The following is a 19,359-nucleotide window of genomic DNA, read 5'->3' on the forward strand; positions in this document are numbered from 1 at the left end:
ACGGCCTGAGAGGCATGCACAATCTTGATTTTGGAGGCCGTTTCAATTGTTAACCGCATTTATTCACGGATTTATTCTTGCTTTGGGTCTGATCCTTCCGCTTGGCGTACAAAATGTATTTATCTTCAATCAAGGAGCCCAGCAGAGACGATTTCTGCTTGCCCTTCCGGCCATGCTGACGGCCGCTCTTTGCGATACGCTGCTTATTTTGCTTGCGGTGACGGGCGTTTCTTTGCTCCTTCTCGACACGCCCTGGTTAAAGACGCTGCTGATGGCAGTTGGTCTCTTGTTTCTAGTCTACATGGGCTGGCAAACCTGGAGGAGTAGCTTCTCCGTCCGGGAGTCAGCCGATGACGGGCAGGGCAAACCTGCAGGGGTCATGACTCCCCGTCAGCAAATGGGATTTGCCGCTTCGGTTTCTCTGCTTAATCCTCATGCCATCATGGACACGGTCGGCGTGATCGGTTCAGGATCCTTGAATTACGACGGGGTGGACAAAGCAGCCTTTGCCGCGGCCTGTATTCTGGTTTCCTGGGTCTGGTTCGCCGGACTGGCTTATTTGGGCAGAAGACTGGGCACCATAGATTCGGCGGGACGTCTGTCCGCTGGCATTCAAAGAATATCGGCCTTTATCATCTGGGGGACCGCTTTGTATATTGGATTTACTTTAATGGGCTTACATTAATGATGAATCTATGAATTAAGATCAGCTGAATGGAGCAGGGGATGCACATTCCTTGCTTTATTTTTTAAAAGGGCCCTCAAATGGGTAAACATTCTTTGCTGACATCTTTCACATCATGAAATATAATTAGGAAACTTATAAGCTTTTAGACAACATATTGAGTAAGGAAGGATGTTTTGAATTTGAGGGACAAGATTCAAGCAGGGGCAGCAAAAGGAGACCGGTTTTCCTCTGCGGGCTTTATTTTAGCGGCCATTGGCAGTGCGGTTGGTCTCGGCAACATGTGGAAATTCCCGTACATAACGGGAAAATACGGGGGAGCGGCGTTTTTTCTGCTGTTTATCATTTGTCTGGTCGTGATCGGTCTTCCGGTGTTATTGGCAGAGCTTTCTATTGGACGTGCAGGCAGAGGCAGCGCAGCTTCTTCGTTTGTGAAGGCCGGCGGCGGACGGATCTGGCAGCGCTTCGGCTTGCTGCAGGTCATTTCTCCGTTTATTATTTTGGCTTTCTATCTGATCGTGACAGGCTGGACGCTGCATTATGCGGTTCTGTCCTTTAGCGGACAGCTTTATACAAGTGATGACTTTGCTGGAAAGTTTGGTGACTTTACGGGAGGTTATCTTCCGATGATCTGGCAGCTGGTTGCCGCGATTCTTACAGCCTATATCGTAGGAAGCGGGGTTGCAAAGGGAATAGAAAGGTTCAATAAAATCGTCATTCCCGGTCTGATTATTTTGCTGCTGATCCTGCTGGTTCGTGCCGTTACGCTGCCGGGAGCCGGAGAAGGCGTTTCCTTCTTCCTGAATCCGGATTTCTCCAAATTGTCTCCGGAATCGGCATTGGTGGCTTTGGGACATGCCTTTTTCTCGTTGTCCCTCGGCATGGGGATTCTGATTACTTACGGCGCTTATGTGGATAAAAATCAGTCGTTAGGCTCAGCGACGCTGGCCATCGGCGCAGGCGATCTTATTTACGCGCTGATTGCGGGTCTGATTATTTTCCCGACGACGTTCTCGTTCGGTATTGACCAGACGCAAGGCGCTTCGCTGGTGTTCATCGCGCTGCCGGCCGCATTCTCGGCGATGCCGTTTGGCGCTTTCTTCGGCGGATTGTTCTTCATCCTGCTGGCGATCGCAGCGCTGACCTCAGCGGTATCGCTGATGGAGGTTCCAGTCTCCTATGTGATGGACCGCTGGGGCTGGAGCCGCAGAACCTCGGTGGCAGTGCTGTCCATTCTTTGCTTCGCGCTTGGTGTGCCGGCGGCGTTGTCGTTTGGTCTGGCTCCTTCGCTTGGGAATATCGGCGGCAAGTCGTTCTTCGACTGGATGGACTTTATCACATCCAATATCCTTCTTCCGGTCGGCGGTCTGCTGACTACGCTGTTTGCGGGCTACTTCTGGAAAAAGGCCGGGGAAGCCGCCGGTCTTACCTCCGGCTGGTTCCGCGCATGGGTCTTTACGCTTCGTTACATTGCGCCGGTGCTGGTCGTGCTTGTGCTTCTTCACACCACGGGAATTATCAAATTCGCTGGTGAATGATACAAATTCGATTATTCTACAAGGAAGTGTTTAAAGAATGGCTGTAACCATCGTGAATCGGATTACCGATTTAATCGGTGACACTCCGGCCGTTAAACTACGGCGTCTTGTCAGGGAACAGGACGCCGAGGTGTACGTCAAACTGGAGTACTTCAATCCAAGCGGAAGTGTGAAGGACAGGGCAGCAAGGAACTTGATCGAGCAGGCGGAGAAGGACGGCAGGCTGCAGCCCGGAGCGACGATTATTGAACCAACAAGCGGCAACACGGGGATCGGACTGGCCATGAACGCTGCAGCACGCGGCTACAAGCTGATCATTACGATGCCTTCGAATATGAGCCGGGAACGCATCAATATCATGAAGGCTTATGGCGCCGAGGTCATCCTGACTCCGGCGGATGAGAGAATGCCCGGCGCGATCCGCAGGGCGATGGAGCTGCATGCCTCGATTCCCGGCAGTTTTGTGCCGCAGCAGTTCGAGAATCCGGCCAATCCGGATGCCCATAGAGGCACGACTGCCCGCGAAATTTTGCAGCAAATGGACGGCAGGCTGGATGTGTTTGTCGCCACATCAGGAACCGGAGGTACGATCACCGGAACAGGCGAAGAACTTCGCAAGGCGCTGTCTGATCTTCGGGTGGTTGTGGTGGAGCCTAAAGGCTCACCGGTGTTATCCGGCGGACAACCGGGCCCGCATAAGCTGGTGGGGACAAGCCCCGGCTTCATTCCGCCGATTCTGAATCAGGAAGTATATGATGAAATCGTTCAGGTCGCGGATGAAGACGCACTCCAAACGATCAGACAGCTCGCGAGGCTGGAAGGACTTCTCCTTGGCCCGTCCTCCGGCGCTTCCGTCTGGACGGCTCTCCAGGAAGCCAAACGGCTCGGCTCGGGTCATCGAATCTTGTGCATAGCGCCCGATAATGGGGAGCGGTATTTAAGCTCTGGTATTTTTGAATAGAAGTAGCAAAATGCAAAATAGCAAAGCCCCTTGCTGCATGAATGCAGGCAAGGGGCTTTTCGTTTAAACCAACCTATTTGCTAAAGTTGATTTCAAACTTCCTTACTCAAATTTCCTTACTCAAATTTCTTTGCCTAAACTCCCTTTTTCAAATCTCCTTGCTCATGCTTCCGTTTTAGCCAGCTTGTTCACGACAACTTCCGCTTTGATTTCATCTGCGGGTTTGACCCGCTTAATGAAGAAGGAGAGCACCAGGCCGATCAGGCCGATACCAAGAATAACGAGATAAGCATCGTTAATCCCTTCAATCATCGCTTCCATGGCCAAATGCTGCTTTGCTTCCGCAGTCGCGGCATTTTCGGAGGCCATCAAATTCATCAAGTGCGTTGTAGTGCGGCTGGTCATTACGGTTACCAGCAGGGAGGTTCCCACGGCCCCCGCTACTTGTCTAACGGTATTGGAAATGGCGGTACCGTGTGCGCTCAGCTTCGAAGGCAGCTGATTCAGGCCGGCTGTCTGGAGCGGCATCAGGAACAAGGCCATGCCAATCCGGCGTCCCGTAGACATCAGAATCAGGAAGATATAACTGGTGGAGTCCGTTAAATTTGTAAAGCTAAAAGTGGTGAGCAGGGTGATCGCCAGGCCAATGATCGACAGCCATTTAGCGCCAAAACGGTCAAACAGCCGGCCCGTAACGGGCATCAGGAAGCCCATAATCAAAGCGCCAGGCAGCATCAGCAGGCCTGATTCCAAGGCGGTAAAACCGCGGGCGTTCTGCAGGTAAAGCGGAAGCAGCATCATGTCGGCGTACATCATCATGGTAGCTGCAATATTAATGATCAAGGTCAAGGAGAACATATTATACTTAAATGCTCTGAGGTCGAGCAGCGGTTTGCGGGAAGCGAGCTGCTTCCATGTGAACAAGCCGAGGGCGACGACGCCGGCTGCAATGGACCATAATACTTCTGCGCTTGACCAGCCTTTGCTGCCTGCCGAGCTGAAGCCGTACAGCAGGGCGCCAAAGCCGATCGTCGAGAGAATGACGCTGATGATATCCATTTTGGAACGTTGGGTTTCCGAGACATTTTTCAAATAAATAAAGCCGCAGGCAATGACGATTACCGCAAGCGGAATCATGCCGTAAAACATCGTTTCCCAAGCATAATTCTCCAAAATATAACCGGCAAGCGTAGGGCCGATCGCCGGGGCAAAAATAATCGCGAAGCCGACCATCCCCATGGCGGCGCCTCTCTTTTCAACCGGGAAGATGGTTAAAATAACATTCGTCAGAAGCGGCATAATAATGCCCGCGCCGGCGGCCTGGATCAAACGGCCGATTAACAGAACAGAGAAGGTATCGGAGAATGCCGAAACAATCGTCCCGATCAGGAACAAAATCATCGAAGCCTGAAACAGCTGCCGAGTCGTGAATCTGAGCATGAGATAAGCTGTAATCGGGATGAGCACCCCGTTAACCAGCATATATCCGGTGGTCAGCCACTGGGCGGTTGTGGCGGTAATGCTGAAGTCTGTCATCAGCTCCGGAGTAGCCACACTCATAATGGTCTGGTTCAGCGTGGCCAGAAAGGCTCCCAAGATCATAACAAATAAGATGGGGCCTCTCTTGATCGTATTGCTTTGTGCTAAGTCGCTCTTGCTCAAGTCTAATCATCCTTTCAAACTGCGAGACTAAATTTACAAACTGTTGTATACTTAACAGGGTATGAATTAGATTATAACGGGGAGCAGAAGTTTGACAAGCGACGGAATTTTGAAAAATGTAAATTAGATTACGAAAATTTCATGATCTGTCGTTCATCCGGAAGTTAATCAACAGATTATTTAAGATTGTAGTTTAAATTTGAAGATTAGGACATGGAACTGAAAGGGGCTGCATGAAATGGACTCTAAACCGACTCGGGTGGATCCCCGCGTCCTCCGAACAAAACAGTTAATTAAAGAGGCGTTTATCGATTTGCTGCGGGAAATGGATATTGAGAAAATATCGGTGAACCGGATTGCGGAACGCGCTACGATCAACCGCGTAACCTTCTATCTGCATTACCAGGACATTCCCGATATGCTGGAAAAGCTATCGGCCGAAATGAGGGACGAGCTGAGCCGGCTGTTGAAAAGTCCGGAGCCCTCCGGTCCTGCGGAGGAGGAGTCGGATTGGCCGATGCTGGTCCGTCTGCTGGAGCATATCGCGGACAATGAGAAAATTTACAAAGTGATTCTGGCATCGAAACGGATTCCGATCTTTGTGGATGCTTTATTGAGTCCGATTGTAGAGATGATTACTGACAAAATTGAAACGATGGATGAAGGGTCCTTCTTGGCTAAAGCCAATATTCCCAAAGATTTCGCGGTTTGGTTCTGTTCCTCGGCGTTAATGGGGACGATCAGCGCATGGCTGCGTCAGGATAGCCCATACACTCCGCGTTATATGGCTAAACAGTTCTCGCTGTTGCTTCCTTATTACTTCAAATAAGGGTTTAAACAAAATTAAAACCTCCAACCCTACTTACATAGTGGTTTTGGAGGTTTTTTGTTCCGATCTAGGACTGGCTAATTGAATGTATCCTTTTGAGACAGCCCCGTTGGAACGGGAAGAGATATGTGAAGGGGCTTATAAAGCCTACACCCAGAAGGTAGGATACTGCCGATTGCCCCGAAGGTTATTAATGATCAAAGCTAGCAGCACAATAATGATAGAACCGGACAGAACCGGATAAAATAAATATCCAAATGTAAAATGTCCCATAATGACTACGATTGGATCAGCGCCAGCCGGCGGATGGGTCGTTTTGGTCAGCATCATGGCCGCAATCGCCAATCCTACCGCCAGAGCGATTGACCATGGGCTGTCTCCGAATAGGTATAAAGCCAGCAGCCCAATCAGGGTAGAGATGAAGTGGCCGCCAATCACGTTTCTCGGCTGTGATAATGGGGCATTCCAGAGGCCGAAGGCCAGCACACAGCTGGCGCCAAACGGGGCCATGAGCCAGGTGGAAGACGTGTAATTTGTCAGCAGAACCAGGGCTAATATAGCGGCAAAGCCACCAATAAATCCTGTAAAAGCATCCCCGTAATTAATTTGCAGGGGGCTTTTTCCTTTGCCTTTCATTTTCACAAAATAAGCGCTTATTATATTCGTCTGGCTCAGCTGCTTTGTCTGGTTCATCGGGGCTGTCTGGTTCATTTGATTCGTTTGGACATTTTCGGCTATCGTTTCCATGCATCAACTTCCTCTCGTGATCTGTTAAAGCTAATTTACACCACGGCAAACTAACCTGTCAATGTAAATTTAAAGGGTTAGTTTATGTGTTTGAGAAGGTCGTCTAAAAGCATAAAAAAACGACTTCCAAAGGAAGCCGTTTTAGTCGATATAATGATCAGGCATTCGAAGATTTTTGACTTTTAAACCGGGCAGCTTTGCTGCGGTTGCCGCATATTTTCATCGAGCACCATTTCCGCTTGCCGCTGTCATCCATAAACAGAAGCACGCAATCGGGATTGGAGCAGTGTTTAAGCGTGCCGAGTTTGCTCTGAGCCATTAAAGACAACGCGTCATAGGCGGCCAAGGCTATCAATACGTCAGCAGCGGTTTCACCGGCGGGTACGGGCACCAAATGGCCGGAGAGGAGTTTATATTGAAAAGGAGCTTTCTCGATCGAACGCTCCAGAAGGGCAATGAAGTCTTCGGTTATTTCTTCCCCGGCCGCGATAGACTCGAAATGTTCACGCACAATAGCACGGAATTCCAAAACCTGCTGAAATTCCTGTTCGGTTTGAATACTACGGGAACCGAGGCTTGCTTTGTAGAGAGTTCCTTCCCCCAGCATCGTATCAACCCAATGAAGCAAATCGGCTTCCGTGAGCAGCAGCTCGTAACGGCGGCCGCGTCTTACCAGCTCGGTGTTGACCAAATCAAGAGACAGAGAACCGGAAAGCAGCGGGAATTTATGATGATCGGTCATGGCTTAATCTCCTGTCTAATTTAGGATGGATATTTTTGGTGTGTCTTCGGCACAAATGGGCATGCAGGATCATTTTATATAAAGATAAAAGCCCAGGTCTTTTCTTATCCCGGCTAACAGTGTACTATTGGTGATGCTGTATGCTTATTTAGGGATCAGCAGCCCAGGGCATCAGGTTCTATAACAAAGCTTAAAGGATGAGATTGGGAATGCGCAAGTTTATGTTCGATTTAGAGAATCAAATACCGCGTAACAAGATCAAATACAATGAACCATTAAGAAACCATACTTTTATCCGATTGGGCGGCGAAGCGGATATTCTTGTCCAGCCTACCACCAATGAAGAAATTCAAACGGTTATCGATATTGCTAGACGAAATAACGTGCCTTTAACGATTCTGGGCAAAGGCTCGAATACGATTATTAAAGACAAAGGAATCCGCGGAATTACCTTGTCGCTCAGTCATTTTAATCAAATCGAAGTGAAGGGCTGTGAAATCAAGGCACAAAGCGGAGCCGATATTATCGCTGTGTCGAGAGCTGCGCTGGACCACACTTTGACCGGGCTGGAGTTTGCCTGCGGAATTCCGGGCAGCGTAGGGGGAGCATTGTATATGAATGCGGGCGCCTACGGCGGACAGGTATCTGATGTGCTGCAGAGCGCTCATGTGCTTACTCGAGGCGGAGAGCTTCTGAATTTGTCCGGTGAGGAGATGGAGCTGGGTTATCGGAAAAGTATTTTCCGCAGCGACCGCTATATTATTCTGGATGCGGTATTCCGGCTTGAAGAAGGGGACCAGGCGAGCATCTCGGCCAAAATGAATGAGCTGACCTTGGCCAGAGAGTCCAAGCAGCCCTTGGAATATCCTTCGTGCGGCAGCGTGTTTAAACGGCCTGAAGGGCATTTTGCCGGAAAGCTGATTCAGGATTGTCAGCTGCAGGGAACCCGGATTGGCGGAGCTGAGGTGTCCACCAAACATGCCGGTTTTATCGTTAATGTCGATAATGCTACCGCTCAGGATTACCTGGATTTGATCGAACACATCCAGCAGAAGGTTCGGGAGAAGTTTGATGTTGAACTGGAGACCGAGGTAATTACCTTGGGTGAATAAGCTTACGGGTGGTAAACGGGATCCTCAGAAGGGTCCCGTTTCTTCTTGTTCCCAGATAACTCCGCCCTGCTGCCCCGCGAAGGGGCATTGCCAGAAGGAAGCGGATGGAGGTAAGATGAAACCAACAGACCCGGCTGGTGCCGTTACTAGACAGAAGAATGATTCCTGCAGCCGGGGAACCACGAGGATTCAGGAGGTTTGTTGAATGCGCATACAATTGAATCGTTTTCCAAACGGCCTAAGCAAAGCGCTGACCGTCAGCTTTGATGACGGGCGGGATTATGACCACAAATTAGTACAGAAATTAAACCAATATGGCATTCGGGGTGCTTTTCATCTGAACAGCGGGAACCTGGGAGAAGCGGGTTATCTGAAGAAAGAGGAGGTTGAACCGCTCTTTAGAGGACACGAGGTTTCCGCGCATACCGTTCATCATCCTTCATTGCCGGCACTGCCCGCCGAACAGGTCATTGAAGAGATCCGAAAGGACCGGCTCGTGCTGGAGGAGCTGATCCGCTACCCGGTTAAAGGAATGAGTTATCCTTACGGGACTTATAACACTGAGGTGACGGCTCTGGTCAAAGCGGCAGGCATGGAATACGCGAGAACCGTTAACAGCCATGGGGTCTTCCATTTACCGGAAGATTGGCTCCGCTGGCATCCTACCTGCCATCACAAAGAAATGGTGGAATACGCCGGCAGGTTTATTGAACGGCAGTCCAAGGAGGCCGGAATGTCGCTATTCTACGTCTGGGGCCACAGCTATGAATTTGAAGAAGAGGACCAGTGGGAATTGGTGGACCGGTTTGGGGAAAAGATCGGCGGCCGCAGCGATATCTGGTATGCTACAAACGCCGAAATCGTCTCTTATTGCCAGGCGGTGGAGAGGTTGCGGATATCGGCTGACAGCCGGATTCTGCATAATCCTTCCGCCCAGTCGGTGTGGGTCAGTGTAGAAGGAGCGGCGACCGAGGTGCCCGGCGGACAAATGCTGCTGCTGTAGTGAACCACGCCCGTGCGTAAAAGCGCGGGCCGTGGTTCTTTTCTTTTTTGAAGCGAATATGTCATGATGGGGTTGGAGGGCGATGCAACATGTTTAACGACTTTAAAATACAGGATGAGGACCGGCCGGCCTACATCCAGGTGAAAGAATATTTGAAGCGGCTGATCGCGAAAGGGGCGCTGCAGGAGAACCAGAAGCTGCCTTCCACAAGGGAAATGAGCGTCCTGCTTGCCGTCAGCCGCAATACGATTTTGGCTGCGTATACCGACCTCGAGGAGGAGGGGCTGATTTACGTCTTGAAGGGGAAAGGGAGCTACGTGGCAGGGGTTCACAGAACGCCCGAGGAACCGCAGCCCTCTCTGCAAACCGACTGGTCCACCCGGGTGAGCGGTTATGCCCGGAAAGCCGTGGAGCTGGACCGGATGAAGAACGGGATTCGGGCACCGAGAAGAAGTTCCATTTCGTTCACCAGCATCGCACCCGACGAGCAGCTTTTTGATCTGGACCATGTCAAGCGGGCGTTTCTGGACAGGATGGCTTTGGAAGGCCATGTTCTGCTGAATTACGGCTATGCCAAAGGCTATAAACCGCTGATCGAGCTGCTGAAGCGTTATATGGAGCAGAAAGGCGTAGAGCTGGAAGGGAAGGATCTGCTGATTACCAGCGGGTTCACGGAAGGTTTCGATATCGTTCTGTCTGCTTTGAACCGGAAACATGGGGCCGTCCTGTGTGAGAATCCAACCCATCAGACCGCGATCAAAAATTTTAAGCTGAACGGTTTTGACGTGACGGGAATCGAGATGGAGCATGACGGCATCCATCTGGGGAAGCTGAAAGAAGCTTTGATGGAGCGCGCCTATGACTGTGCTTATCTGGTGCCTTCCTATCACAATCCGACGGGGATTGTCACTTCGCCAGCCAAAAGGATCGCGCTCATGAAGCTGATGGCCGAATATCAAATTCCAGTGATCGAAGACGGCTTTAACGAGGAGCTCCGCTATTCAAGCTCGCACGCTTTGCCTTTAATGGCGATTGCAGGACGGGGAAACGGGGTCATTTACCTCGGCAGCTTCTCCAAGGTGTTGTTTCCCGGTCTGCGGGTAGGCTGGGTGCTGGCCGACAAGCAGCTGATCGATTATCTGGAAAGCATCAAGCGGGCGAGAAGCATTCATACCTCCACGATCGACCAGGCGATTCTGTACCAATACCTGCATAACGGCCATCTCGATAAATATTTGAAGAGAGCCCGTTCCGAATACAAGAAGAAATACGAATGGACCCGGCAATGCTGTGTAAAATATTTGCCTGACGCCAGATTGTCGGGGGATGGCGGGCTTCATCTATTCCTGGAATTTGCTCCGGAGTTTGATACGCATGAGCTCCTGGAGAGCTGCTCGGAGCAAGGGGTTGTTTTTACACCTGGGGATATGTTCTATACCGACGGCGGCGGCCGAAATACGATGCGCATCGGGTTCTCAAGAGTGAGCCTGGAGGATATCGAAGAAGGGCTGCGCATCATAGGGGAAACGGCGCGGAAAATAGCCCGAAAATTAGCTTGATATTCAGACAGCAGGCCGTCATCCGAAATTCGGAAAGAGACAACAAAAAACGGGGAGGAAGCAACATGAAGATAGGCGTGATTATGGGAGGCAGTTCATCGGAGCGGGAAGTTTCACTGATGACTGGTCAAGAGATGCTGGCTAACCTGGAACCGGTCAAATACGAGGGGATAGCCATAGAGATTGGGCGCCTGGAGGAATTGGCGGATCAGGTCCGGGACATTGACTTTGCCCTGCTCGCTCTGCATGGAAGCTATGGGGAAGATGGAACCGTGCAGGCTGCTTTGGAGGCATTGGGAATTCCCTATTCAGGAAGCGGCGTGTTCTCCAGTCATTTATGCATGGATAAACATCTGTCCAAACAGAAGCTGCGGGCAGCTGGAATCGCAACGCCGGATTGGCTGCTCTTAAAGGACGTCGAGGAACAGGAGGAACATCTGGCAGAGGAAGTCAGGAAGCTTGGCTATCCAGTGTTCGTGAAGCCCAATACAGGGGGCTCAAGCGTGGGTGCTTTGCCTGTTACGGATGAAACTTCGCTTCTGCTGGCGGTCCGGCAGGCTTTGGAATGGGATTCATCCGTCTTAATTGAACAGTTCATCCCAGGGGACGAAATCACCTGCTCCATTCTGGGCGGGGAATTGCTCCCGGTTCTGGGTATTCGTCCTCAAACAGCCGGATGGTTTGATTATGAAGCCAAATATCAGCACGGCGGGGCTGAGGAGGAGGTCATTGTGCTGCCGGAGGAAATAGCGGCACAAGTGCAAACAACCGCACTGGAAACCTATAGTCTCCTGCAGTGCGGTGTTTATGCCCGTATTGATATGATGCTAAAGGATGGCATCCCTTATGTGCTTGAAGCCAACACGCTGCCCGGCATGACGAAGACCAGCCTGATGCCCAAAAGCGCAGCCGCAGCCGGTATCGGCTTCACCCAATTGCTTGACCGGATTATCGAGCTGTCGATTCGTGAACGAAGCGAGGGCGAGGCAGGCAGGCTGACAAAGCCGGTTTAAACGGCTTTGCCTTTCTTTTTCCCTAGCAGCAGCAACGGATAAAACAAAATTCCGACAACAATCAGAGCCAAACCCAGCAGGAACGTCTTCAGATCAGCTGTCCCCGCTATAATCACCCATAAGGAATAAATGGAAGCCAGGCCTGCAATAACTCCTTCGGTCCACCGTTCTTGTAGGCGTAAATACGTTTCCCCGATAAGGGTCAGCTTCAGATGATAAACGGCGGCAATCAGGTAAGGCACCAGATACGCGAGTGTTGCAATATAAATGATGAAATCAAAGGCGGCCGAAAGGGAGCTTGAAAGGGTCGACAGCAGCAGGATTTGTCCCAGCACGTTAGAGATCCATAAGGATACCTTCGGCATGCCGCTGCTGTTCTCTTTGGAGAAAGACGGCAGGAAAACGCCCAGCTTGGCTGCCTGGAATGGCACCTCGGCGCTGAGCAGCACCCAGCCTACGGTCGAGCCCAGCAGGCTGATCAGGCCAAGCCCGGCCAGCCATTTGCCGCCTACACTGCCAAGCACGGCGGAAATCCCGTCCACGAGCGGGTTCTGGGAAGCGATCAGCTGCTCCTGCGTCAGCAGGCCCATCGTAAGCAGGCTGATGCCGACATACAGCACCAAAGAGATCAGTAGGCCGGCAATCGTGGCGCGGCGAATATCCTGCTTGCGGCGGGCTCTGGCTGCAAATACCATCGCCGATTCGACGCCGATGAAAGCCCAAAGCGTGGCCACAGCAGCCCCGTTGACCTGGGAAAGCAAGCCGATGCTCGCGCCGCTTTCGCTCGTACGGGGTGCAACAAACGGCCCGATGTTGCTCTGCTGAAACGCAAACAAAGCAATGACAATAAACAAAACAAATCCGATTACCTTGGTTGCGGTCGCTATAAAGTTCAAGCGTCCTGCCCCTTTGATGCCATGGAGGCAGATGGCATGTGTCCCCCACAGCAGCACGGAACAGACGATAAAGCTCAGTACGTTACCAGCCTGTAAAGACAGGCTGCCGATGGTCAGCCATATCTTATCACTGGTAAGCACCGGGAAGAAGGTGGACAAATAGCTGGTAAATGTGGTGATTACTGCCACAAAACCGGCGATATTGCCGACCCAATACCCCCAGGTAGACATAAATCCGGCCAGAAGAGAGCCGTGCGATCCAGCGCGAAAAAGTTCCTTCGCATAAATCTGCGGTCCGCCGCTGAGTTCGGGCTTGCGCACGGCCAGGCTGCCGAAGACGAGCGCCAGCATGAGAACACCGAACCCGGTTGCAGCCCAAGCCAGCAGGACTCCGGCCGGACTGGCCGCTTCCGCCAAGGAGCGGGGAAGCATAAAAATACCGGAACCGACCATATTCCCTATTACGAGGGCGGTCAGGACCCAGAAGCCTAATTTGTGTCTGGACATGTTGTACAAAAACTCCTTTAAGTTAAAATGATTATAATTTCGTGAATCACCAGATGAACCGACAAGTAATAATCATACACTTTCTTCTGGTAAAGCACCAGAGCAAATTTCAACCTTTTTTCATTTAGCCGAACCATATAGAACCACGACTGCCGACAATCCGGCGGTTTGTGGTTCTTTTCGTCTTCGCAGCCCCTGTGTCATGATGGACTTAAGCGAAAGTCAAAGACGAACAAGAAAAGAGACAGGAAGTGAATGAGAACGATGGGAATGCAAATGGTAAAAGAGATGAGTACAGCGGCGGTGCCGAGCGGAGCCAGCACTTCTTTTCACCGGGATACCTGGGTAGAAGTCGATCTTGACCATATTGCCTGGAATATAGCTCAAATCCGAAAGCAGCTGCCGGAAGAGACATCCTTCATCGCTGTAGTTAAAGCTAACGCTTATGGACATGGAGACGTCGAGGTTGCGGCAACTGCTATGGAGGCCGGAGCCTCTTATCTTGCCGTAGCCTTTCTGGACGAAGCACTGGCTTTAAGAGATAAGGGCATTACAGCGCCGATTCTCGTTCTGGGGGCGGCCCGGCCGGAGGACGCTCCTTTGGCCGCTGCTCAGAGCATCACGTTAACGATTTTTCAAAAGGAATGGGTGGAAGAAGCGCGTATGCACCTGCATGACAAAGAACGGCTGAGCGTGCATGTGAAAGTCGATACCGGCATGGGCCGGATCGGCATTCGTAGTTCGGAAGAACTGGCCGAAATTGAAGCCCTTTTGCAGTCGGACGACAGATGGGAATGGGAAGGCATCTACACCCATTTTGCAACGGCTGATGAGCCGGACACTTCTTATTTTGAGCGGCAGCTTGGCTTATTTCAGGAGATGCTGAATGGGTTAACAAGACAACCGAAATGGATTCACTGCAGCAACAGTGCGGCCGCCTTGAGATTTCCGAAAGCCCGGTTTAATGCGGTAAGGGTCGGCCTGTCCATGTACGGTATCGCTCCTTCCAGTACCGTTCAGCAGGAGGCAGCGCTGCCTTTAAAAGAAGCTTTCTCCCTGCGTACAAAGCTGATACACGTCAAGAAGATGCCAAAAGGTGAAAAGATCGGTTACGGGGCTACCTACGAAACTCAGGAGGAGGAGTGGATCGGCACCCTGCCGATCGGGTACGCGGATGGCTGGATTCGCAGGCTGCAGGGGCAGGAAGTGCTGGTGGACGGAGTACGCGCTCCTATTGTAGGGAGAATCTGCATGGATCAATGTATGATCAGGCTGCCAGCTCAGGCAGCAGTTGGAACAACAGTAACCCTGATTGGACATGCGGACACTTCCTTCATTCCGGTGGATGAAATTGCCGGGAAGCTTGAGACGATTGCTTACGAGGTTCTATGCCTAATAGGCAGCCGGGTACCGCGGATTTATAAGCGTACTCTCTTAGCATCATCTGTTCATGTATGATCTGTCCTTGTATGATCCGTTCTTACATGATTGCTTCCTGCATGATCTGTACTGTAAAAGAACATAATACTTCTCGATTGGATGAACCAGGCAAGTAGATTTCTGGCTTGATATTTCTAAAACTTGATGAAGGAGACTAACGATTTATGGCACAAGTTCTATACATCACGGCCCACCCGAACGATCATCACAGCTCCTACAGCCTGGCTGTAGGCAAAGCTTTCATTGAAGCTTACCGCGAAGCCAATCCAAACGACGAAGTTGTTCATGTCGATCTGTACAAAGAGTCGATCCCTCAAATTGATGCGGATGTGTTCGCTGGCTGGGGAAAGCTGAGATCCGGCTCCGAATTTGACCAGCTGAGTGCGGACGAGAAAGCCAAAGTCGGCCGCCTCGGCGAGCTTGTCGATCAGTTTGCTGCTGCCGATAAATACGTATTTGTTACGCCGATGTGGAACTTCTCTTATCCGCCGGTTGTGAAGGCTTATATTGATTCCATTTGCGTAGCGGGAAAAACGTTCAAATATACGGAAAATGGTCCGGTCGGACTGCTGGGCGGCAAAAAAGCACTGCACATCCAGGCGAGCGGTAGCGTTTATTCAGAGGGTCCGATCGGTGATCTCGAAATGGCCCACCGCCATTTAAAAGTGGTGATGAGCTTTATCGGGATTCCAACTCTCGAAGGGTTATTTGCGGAAGGGATGGCCGCCATGCCGGACAAAGCGGAATCCATTAAGCAGCAAGCGATTGAGCGGGCGCATCAGCTGGCCAAAACTTTCTAACCTGAACCAAGGAGGCTTTCAAATGAACATTCAGAGAGCGCAGGAAATTGTCTCTTCTCCCGAAATGATCAGTGTAACCTGTGAAGGCGCACAGATTTACATTCAGCATGTGGACGAGCAGCGTGAGACGGCGCGGGTTTTTCCGGTCGGCAGACCGCAGGAAGAACGTGATGTGCCAATTAATATGTTAGAGGAACAAGGTTAAATCAGAAGTGAAGAATAGGCTCTTGAATAAAATACGCTAAGTAAACAAGCGCACCCGAGGAATTTTTCGGGTGCGCTTGTTTATTTGTCTGTCTGGTAATTATTAGGTAATGGTCCCGCGCTTGTTGTATTTCATTCTTCCTTCGCTATAATAAACTATTGTGATTTGTCAGAGTAAAACGTTTAAATTGCGGCTTTTTATAAATTACTGATTGCTTTTGAACAAATACGTTTATGTGGTTTGTAGGTAACTGGTAAAATGGTAAGATCCAAAACGCTTGTTATAAGCGGAGCAAGGAGATGGTTGGATGGAAGGTGATTCCAAGATGCATATCCTACTGGTTGATGAGGATCCCAAATCTCTTCTTACCCTGCGGGCTATTCTTGGGGATGATGCCTATCAGCTGGTTTGGGCCAAAACCGGGGAAGAAGCTCTTGCCGAAATTCTTAAGTACGACTTCGCAGCTATACTACTGGATTTGAACGGGGCTGAGCAGGAAGACTTTGAAACCGCCAGAATCATGAAATCCGGAGATCGAACACAGTATGCTCCTATCGTATTTCTGACATCGGGCGATTTAGAACTGCAGGAAGTTTTAAAGCGGAATACACTTAATAGCTCGGACTATTTGATTAAGCCTTTCTACCCGATCAACGTAAAGGGGAAAATCGACAGGCTTACCGAGCTGCACCGGGCTAAACAGACGATCCGGCGGCAGAACGAAATTTTGAAAGAGATGAAAGAGGAAACGGAGCGGCTAAACAAGCAGCTTTCCGCTGTCTCTCACGAGCTTCGGGAATCCGAAGTTTTGCTGAACGTAGTGGCAGAATCTACGATCGACTCCATTCTGATCTTAGATGAGCAGGGGCATATTCTGAGGGGAAACCGTGCGCTGCAAGAAATGTTCCTCTATTCGGAACAGGAGCTGCTGGGCGCTTCTGTTGATTTATTATTGACCGTCAACAATCCCCAAACCAACCCGTTTCATTCCGCATTTGATCAGCTTGTGAGCTCGACAGGCCGGCTGCCGGTAGAAGTTACGGCCGTTCGAAAGGACGGGAAGACTTTCCCGGCACAGATGCTGAGCGCTGCCAGGGTGACCGGCAGGACAAATTTTATCGTGTGTACGATCCGGGATTTAACCCAAAAGAAAAAGTCAGAGCAAATGATCACTCATCTGGCTTATCACGACCGGGTGACCGGTCTGCCTAATCGTTCTTCGTTTCTGGAGCATATGCATGCGCAATTAAGTCAATCCAAACAGGAGAACCAAACCTTCGCTCTTCTCTACCTGGAAATTGATCGCTTCAAGTTTATTAATGATTCTCTGGGGCACAAGATCGGCGATCTTCTGCTTCAGCAGGTTGCCAAAAGGCTCGAGGGGAACATGCGGGAGGAAGACTTCATTGCCTGTGTAGGCGGAGACGATTTTAACATCGTCCTCCCGAGCACCAACCGTGAACAGGCGATTGTGATGGCTGAGAACATCATGAAATCGTTCAAGCAGCCTTTCCACGTCGATTCTTATGAATTATATATGACGACCAGCATTGGCATGAGCATATTTCCCTTTGACGGGGAAGAAGTGTTCAGTTTGGTCAAAAATGCTGAAACCGCCTTACACCGGGCGAAGGAACAGGGGAAGAACTGCTTAAAGCTGTATCATTCCGGCATGAATATCCAGTCTTACCGGGCGCTTATTCTTCAAAATGATCTTTGGAAAGCGAACGAACGTCGGGAGCTTTCGCTTTATTATCAACCCAGACTGGACCTTGTGACCGGTAAAATAACGAGCGTTGAAGCTCTTATTCGCTGGAACCATCCCAACTGGGGGCTTATTTTACCCTCTGAATTTATCCAGATTGCAGAAGAAACGGGGCTTATTGTCGAGATTGGAGACTGGGTGCTCAAGACGGCGTGCGCTCAAATCCGCAAATGGAAGGCCACCGGGTTCCCCAAGCTGAAGATGTCGATCAACTTCTCAGCTCAGCAATTTATGCAAAGAGACTTTGTTGAGAAGCTCAAGGAAATTTTGCATGACACGGGCGTTACGCCGGATGAACTGGAATTGGATATAAGCGAGGATACCTTGACGGAAGGAATTACACAAATCCTGAATCAGGTTCGGAGCATGGGGATTACGATCAATATTGATGATTTTGGCGCCGGATACGCCTCCCTGAATCATTTGATTCATTTCCCCAAGGATACCTTAATGATTGACAGGTCGATCATTCAAAGAATTTCCCAGAAGTCCAGGGAAAGCATCACGATGGTTTCCGCGATCATCACGCTGGCCGGCAGCCTGAAGATGTCTGTGATTGCCCAAGGCGTTGAAACCGAGGAACAGCTTTCTATTTTGAGAGATTTGGGCTGTAAAGTCATTCAGGGTTATCTATTTTGTCCCCCTGTACCTTTGGAAGAGCTGGAAACCTTCATAGAGAAATATAACAAGCAAAGTCATGAAGCGACAGGGCATTATTTCCATCCGCGGAACCCGAATGCAGCGCTGCAGGCTGAAGAAAAGAACCCGCTTTATTCCCGGGATCTGAACCAGACCATTATTAAAACAGCCATCACTCGAACCAAAGAACGTTATGGCATTTCAGCCCGGGAGTCTGAGGTGCTTGAACTTCTGGTTGAGGGGTTATCCAATCGTGAGATTTCAGACAAGCTGTTTATCAGTGAACACACCGTAAAGAACCATATCTCCCGAATCTTCCAGAAATTAAATGTAACGGACAGGATTCAGGCTATGTCCTATGTGAACCAGGCCTGCATGGAAGAAAGCCAACGTTTAGGCTTAAACCGGTCAGGTCTATAAATAAAAATAATTCCTGCGCATCATCTCCCCCGTATAACGGCCCTTAGTGGCCGTTTTTTTCTTAGGAAAAAAAGACTAATACATTAGTAATATATTCCTAGTTTCATTTATTTTATTAAGAAGACAAGCTGATAGTTTCTTATCGAATTTAGGAAGATAATGACAACTAATAAGAGAGTTACAAATTAAAGATAAAAATTTAACGGTTAAATCATTTAGGGGGAAGTCTCATGAAAACGGAATTGAATCTTGGTTTGCAAATCGATCTGCTGGAAGGTTATATACGGTCTATTCTATCTGAAATCGGTGAGAACCCTGACCGTGAAGGCTTGCTAGATACTCCGAAGCGGGTTGCCAAGATGTACCGTGAAGTATTCGCAGGTGTAGGCGTAGATCCGGATACGGCGCTAACGACCACTTTTGAAGAAGATTACGAAGGAACGATTATCGTTAAAGATATCACCTATCATACATTCTGTGAACATCATCTTATTCCCTTTTACGGAAAAGCGCATATAGGCTACATCCCTAACGGAAGAATAGTAGGTTTAAGCAAGTTCGCAAGATTGGTAGAGCTGGTTTCGGCCCGCCCGCAGGTTCAAGAAAGAATGACTTCGCAAATTGCTGCGTCCATTCTAAATGTACTAAAGCCAAAGGGAGTGATCGTTTCGGTCGAAGGCACTCACCTGTGCATGTGCGCGAGAGGAATCAAGAAGCCTGGAACTATTACGGTGACTACGGTGAAGAAAGGCCTCTTCGCGGAAAATGATGCCCTTTGTGCAGAATTCGAGCGTTCTTTAACCCGTTAGAAGAACCAACCGATGGTCATTTGATTA

The 19,359-nt window shown here is 50.0% G+C and carries 17 protein-coding genes; 13 read left to right on the forward strand and 4 right to left on the reverse strand.

From position 1 onward, the window contains the following. Positions 1 to 46: 46 nt before the first annotated feature. From CBE73_RS02550 to cysK, 3 genes are all read left to right on the forward strand, one after another. Entirely contained in the window at positions 47 to 685 is a 639-nt protein-coding gene (locus CBE73_RS02550) for a LysE/ArgO family amino acid transporter (protein ID WP_094092864.1), read from the forward strand. Positions 686 to 867: 182 nt separating this feature from the next. Next, complete coding sequence (locus CBE73_RS02555) at positions 868 to 2,223, forward strand: sodium-dependent transporter (protein ID WP_229752560.1); 1,356 nt, start codon at positions 868 to 870, stop codon at positions 2,221 to 2,223. A gap of 37 nt (positions 2,224 to 2,260) precedes the next feature. Then, complete coding sequence (gene cysK, locus CBE73_RS02560) at positions 2,261 to 3,184, forward strand: cysteine synthase A (protein ID WP_094092865.1); 924 nt, start codon at positions 2,261 to 2,263, stop codon at positions 3,182 to 3,184. Positions 3,185 to 3,346: 162 nt separating this feature from the next. Here the strand turns inward: cysK and CBE73_RS02565 are convergent, their stop codons facing one another. Continuing rightward, the gene (locus CBE73_RS02565; protein ID WP_094096095.1) at positions 3,347 to 4,786 is read right to left on the reverse strand and encodes a DHA2 family efflux MFS transporter permease subunit; all 1,440 of its coding nucleotides are present in this window, start codon (positions 4,784 to 4,786) and stop codon (positions 3,347 to 3,349) included. Positions 4,787 to 5,084: 298 nt separating this feature from the next. Here CBE73_RS02565 and CBE73_RS02570 point away from each other — a divergent pair, with 298 nt between their 5' ends. Beyond that, complete coding sequence (locus CBE73_RS02570) at positions 5,085 to 5,675, forward strand: TetR/AcrR family transcriptional regulator (RefSeq protein ID WP_094092866.1); 591 nt, start codon at positions 5,085 to 5,087, stop codon at positions 5,673 to 5,675. 147 nt (positions 5,676 to 5,822) lie between these two features. Here the strand turns inward: CBE73_RS02570 and CBE73_RS02575 are convergent, their stop codons facing one another. After that, positions 5,823 to 6,368: an HPP family protein gene (locus tag CBE73_RS02575; RefSeq protein ID WP_094096096.1), complete on the reverse strand. Its 546-nt coding sequence runs from the start codon at positions 6,366 to 6,368 to the stop codon at positions 5,823 to 5,825. Between the two features lie 211 nt (positions 6,369 to 6,579). Then, positions 6,580 to 7,164 carry a CGNR zinc finger domain-containing protein gene (locus CBE73_RS02580; RefSeq protein ID WP_094092867.1) on the reverse strand — a complete coding sequence of 195 codons (585 nt, stop codon included), beginning with the start codon at positions 7,162 to 7,164 and terminating at the stop codon, positions 6,580 to 6,582. A gap of 203 nt (positions 7,165 to 7,367) precedes the next feature. On the opposite strand from CBE73_RS02580, the gene murB reads away from it, so the two are divergent. The 4 genes from murB (at position 7,368) to CBE73_RS02600 (ending at position 11,851) form a co-directional block, all read left to right on the forward strand. Beyond that, positions 7,368 to 8,276, forward strand: coding sequence for a UDP-N-acetylmuramate dehydrogenase (murB, locus tag CBE73_RS02585; RefSeq protein WP_373286349.1), 909 nt, complete (start codon positions 7,368 to 7,370; stop codon positions 8,274 to 8,276). A 205-nt stretch (positions 8,277 to 8,481) separates the two neighbouring features. After that, positions 8,482 to 9,279 carry a polysaccharide deacetylase family protein gene (locus CBE73_RS02590; protein ID WP_094092868.1) on the forward strand — a complete coding sequence of 266 codons (798 nt, stop codon included), beginning with the start codon at positions 8,482 to 8,484 and terminating at the stop codon, positions 9,277 to 9,279. An 89-nt stretch (positions 9,280 to 9,368) separates the two neighbouring features. Continuing rightward, on the forward strand, positions 9,369 to 10,838 hold the full coding sequence (locus CBE73_RS02595; RefSeq protein WP_094092869.1) for an aminotransferase-like domain-containing protein: 1,470 nt from the start codon (positions 9,369 to 9,371) through the stop codon (positions 10,836 to 10,838). A gap of 65 nt (positions 10,839 to 10,903) precedes the next feature. Further along, positions 10,904 to 11,851, forward strand: a complete 948-nt coding sequence (locus tag CBE73_RS02600) for a D-alanine--D-alanine ligase (RefSeq protein ID WP_094096098.1) — start codon at positions 10,904 to 10,906, stop codon at positions 11,849 to 11,851. Here CBE73_RS02600 and CBE73_RS02605 read toward each other — a convergent pair. Next, entirely contained in the window at positions 11,848 to 13,254 is a 1,407-nt protein-coding gene (locus CBE73_RS02605; protein ID WP_094092870.1) for an amino acid permease, read from the reverse strand. The two genes, CBE73_RS02600 and CBE73_RS02605, sit on opposite strands and share 4 nt — an antisense overlap. A 270-nt stretch (positions 13,255 to 13,524) precedes the next feature. Between CBE73_RS02605 and alr the strand changes: the two genes are divergently transcribed. From alr to folE, 5 genes are all read left to right on the forward strand, one after another. Further along, on the forward strand, positions 13,525 to 14,712 hold the full coding sequence (alr, locus tag CBE73_RS02610) for an alanine racemase (protein WP_229752571.1): 1,188 nt from the start codon (positions 13,525 to 13,527) through the stop codon (positions 14,710 to 14,712). Between the two features lie 146 nt (positions 14,713 to 14,858). Next, entirely contained in the window at positions 14,859 to 15,494 is a 636-nt protein-coding gene (locus CBE73_RS02615; protein ID WP_094092872.1) for an FMN-dependent NADH-azoreductase, read from the forward strand. A 22-nt stretch (positions 15,495 to 15,516) separates the two neighbouring features. Further along, on the forward strand, positions 15,517 to 15,699 hold the full coding sequence (locus tag CBE73_RS02620) for an H-type small acid-soluble spore protein (RefSeq protein ID WP_094092873.1): 183 nt from the start codon (positions 15,517 to 15,519) through the stop codon (positions 15,697 to 15,699). Positions 15,700 to 16,006: 307 nt separating this feature from the next. Further along, a complete protein-coding gene (locus tag CBE73_RS02625) occupies positions 16,007 to 18,523 on the forward strand; it encodes an EAL domain-containing protein (RefSeq protein ID WP_094092874.1) in 2,517 nt (838 codons plus the stop codon). 230 nt (positions 18,524 to 18,753) lie between these two features. Next, positions 18,754 to 19,332: a GTP cyclohydrolase I FolE gene (folE, locus tag CBE73_RS02630; RefSeq protein ID WP_094092875.1), complete on the forward strand. Its 579-nt coding sequence runs from the start codon at positions 18,754 to 18,756 to the stop codon at positions 19,330 to 19,332. Positions 19,333 to 19,359: the final 27 nt, after the last annotated feature.

This window comes from Paenibacillus physcomitrellae, assembly GCF_002240225.1.
GTDB classification, from domain to species: domain Bacteria; phylum Bacillota; class Bacilli; order Paenibacillales; family Paenibacillaceae; genus Fontibacillus; species Fontibacillus physcomitrellae.

Excerpts from the sequence above, each read along its gene's own strand:
- cysK (WP_094092865.1), top strand. The coding sequence starts at position 2,261 with ATGGCTGTAACCATCGTGAATCGGATTACCGATTTAATCGGTGACACT.
- CBE73_RS02565 (WP_094096095.1), bottom strand. The coding sequence starts at position 4,786 with ATGATCTTGGGAGCCTTTCTGGCCACGCTGAACCAGACCATTATGAGT.
- CBE73_RS02570 (WP_094092866.1), top strand. The coding sequence starts at position 5,085 with ATGGACTCTAAACCGACTCGGGTGGATCCCCGCGTCCTCCGAACAAAA.
- CBE73_RS02575 (WP_094096096.1), bottom strand. The coding sequence starts at position 6,368 with ATGAACCAGACAAAGCAGCTGAGCCAGACGAATATAATAAGCGCTTAT.
- alr (WP_229752571.1), top strand. The coding sequence starts at position 13,525 with ATGCAAATGGTAAAAGAGATGAGTACAGCGGCGGTGCCGAGCGGAGCC.
- CBE73_RS02625 (WP_094092874.1), top strand. The coding sequence starts at position 16,007 with ATGGAAGGTGATTCCAAGATGCATATCCTACTGGTTGATGAGGATCCC.
- CBE73_RS02580 (WP_094092867.1), bottom strand. The coding sequence starts at position 7,164 with ATGACCGATCATCATAAATTCCCGCTGCTTTCCGGTTCTCTGTCTCTT.
- CBE73_RS02600 (WP_094096098.1), top strand. The coding sequence starts at position 10,904 with ATGAAGATAGGCGTGATTATGGGAGGCAGTTCATCGGAGCGGGAAGTT.
- CBE73_RS02620 (WP_094092873.1), top strand. The coding sequence starts at position 15,517 with ATGAACATTCAGAGAGCGCAGGAAATTGTCTCTTCTCCCGAAATGATC.
- CBE73_RS02605 (WP_094092870.1), bottom strand. The coding sequence starts at position 13,254 with ATGTCCAGACACAAATTAGGCTTCTGGGTCCTGACCGCCCTCGTAATA.
- folE (WP_094092875.1), top strand. The coding sequence starts at position 18,754 with ATGAAAACGGAATTGAATCTTGGTTTGCAAATCGATCTGCTGGAAGGT.
- CBE73_RS02595 (WP_094092869.1), top strand. The coding sequence starts at position 9,369 with ATGTTTAACGACTTTAAAATACAGGATGAGGACCGGCCGGCCTACATC.
- CBE73_RS02615 (WP_094092872.1), top strand. The coding sequence starts at position 14,859 with ATGGCACAAGTTCTATACATCACGGCCCACCCGAACGATCATCACAGC.
- CBE73_RS02590 (WP_094092868.1), top strand. The coding sequence starts at position 8,482 with ATGCGCATACAATTGAATCGTTTTCCAAACGGCCTAAGCAAAGCGCTG.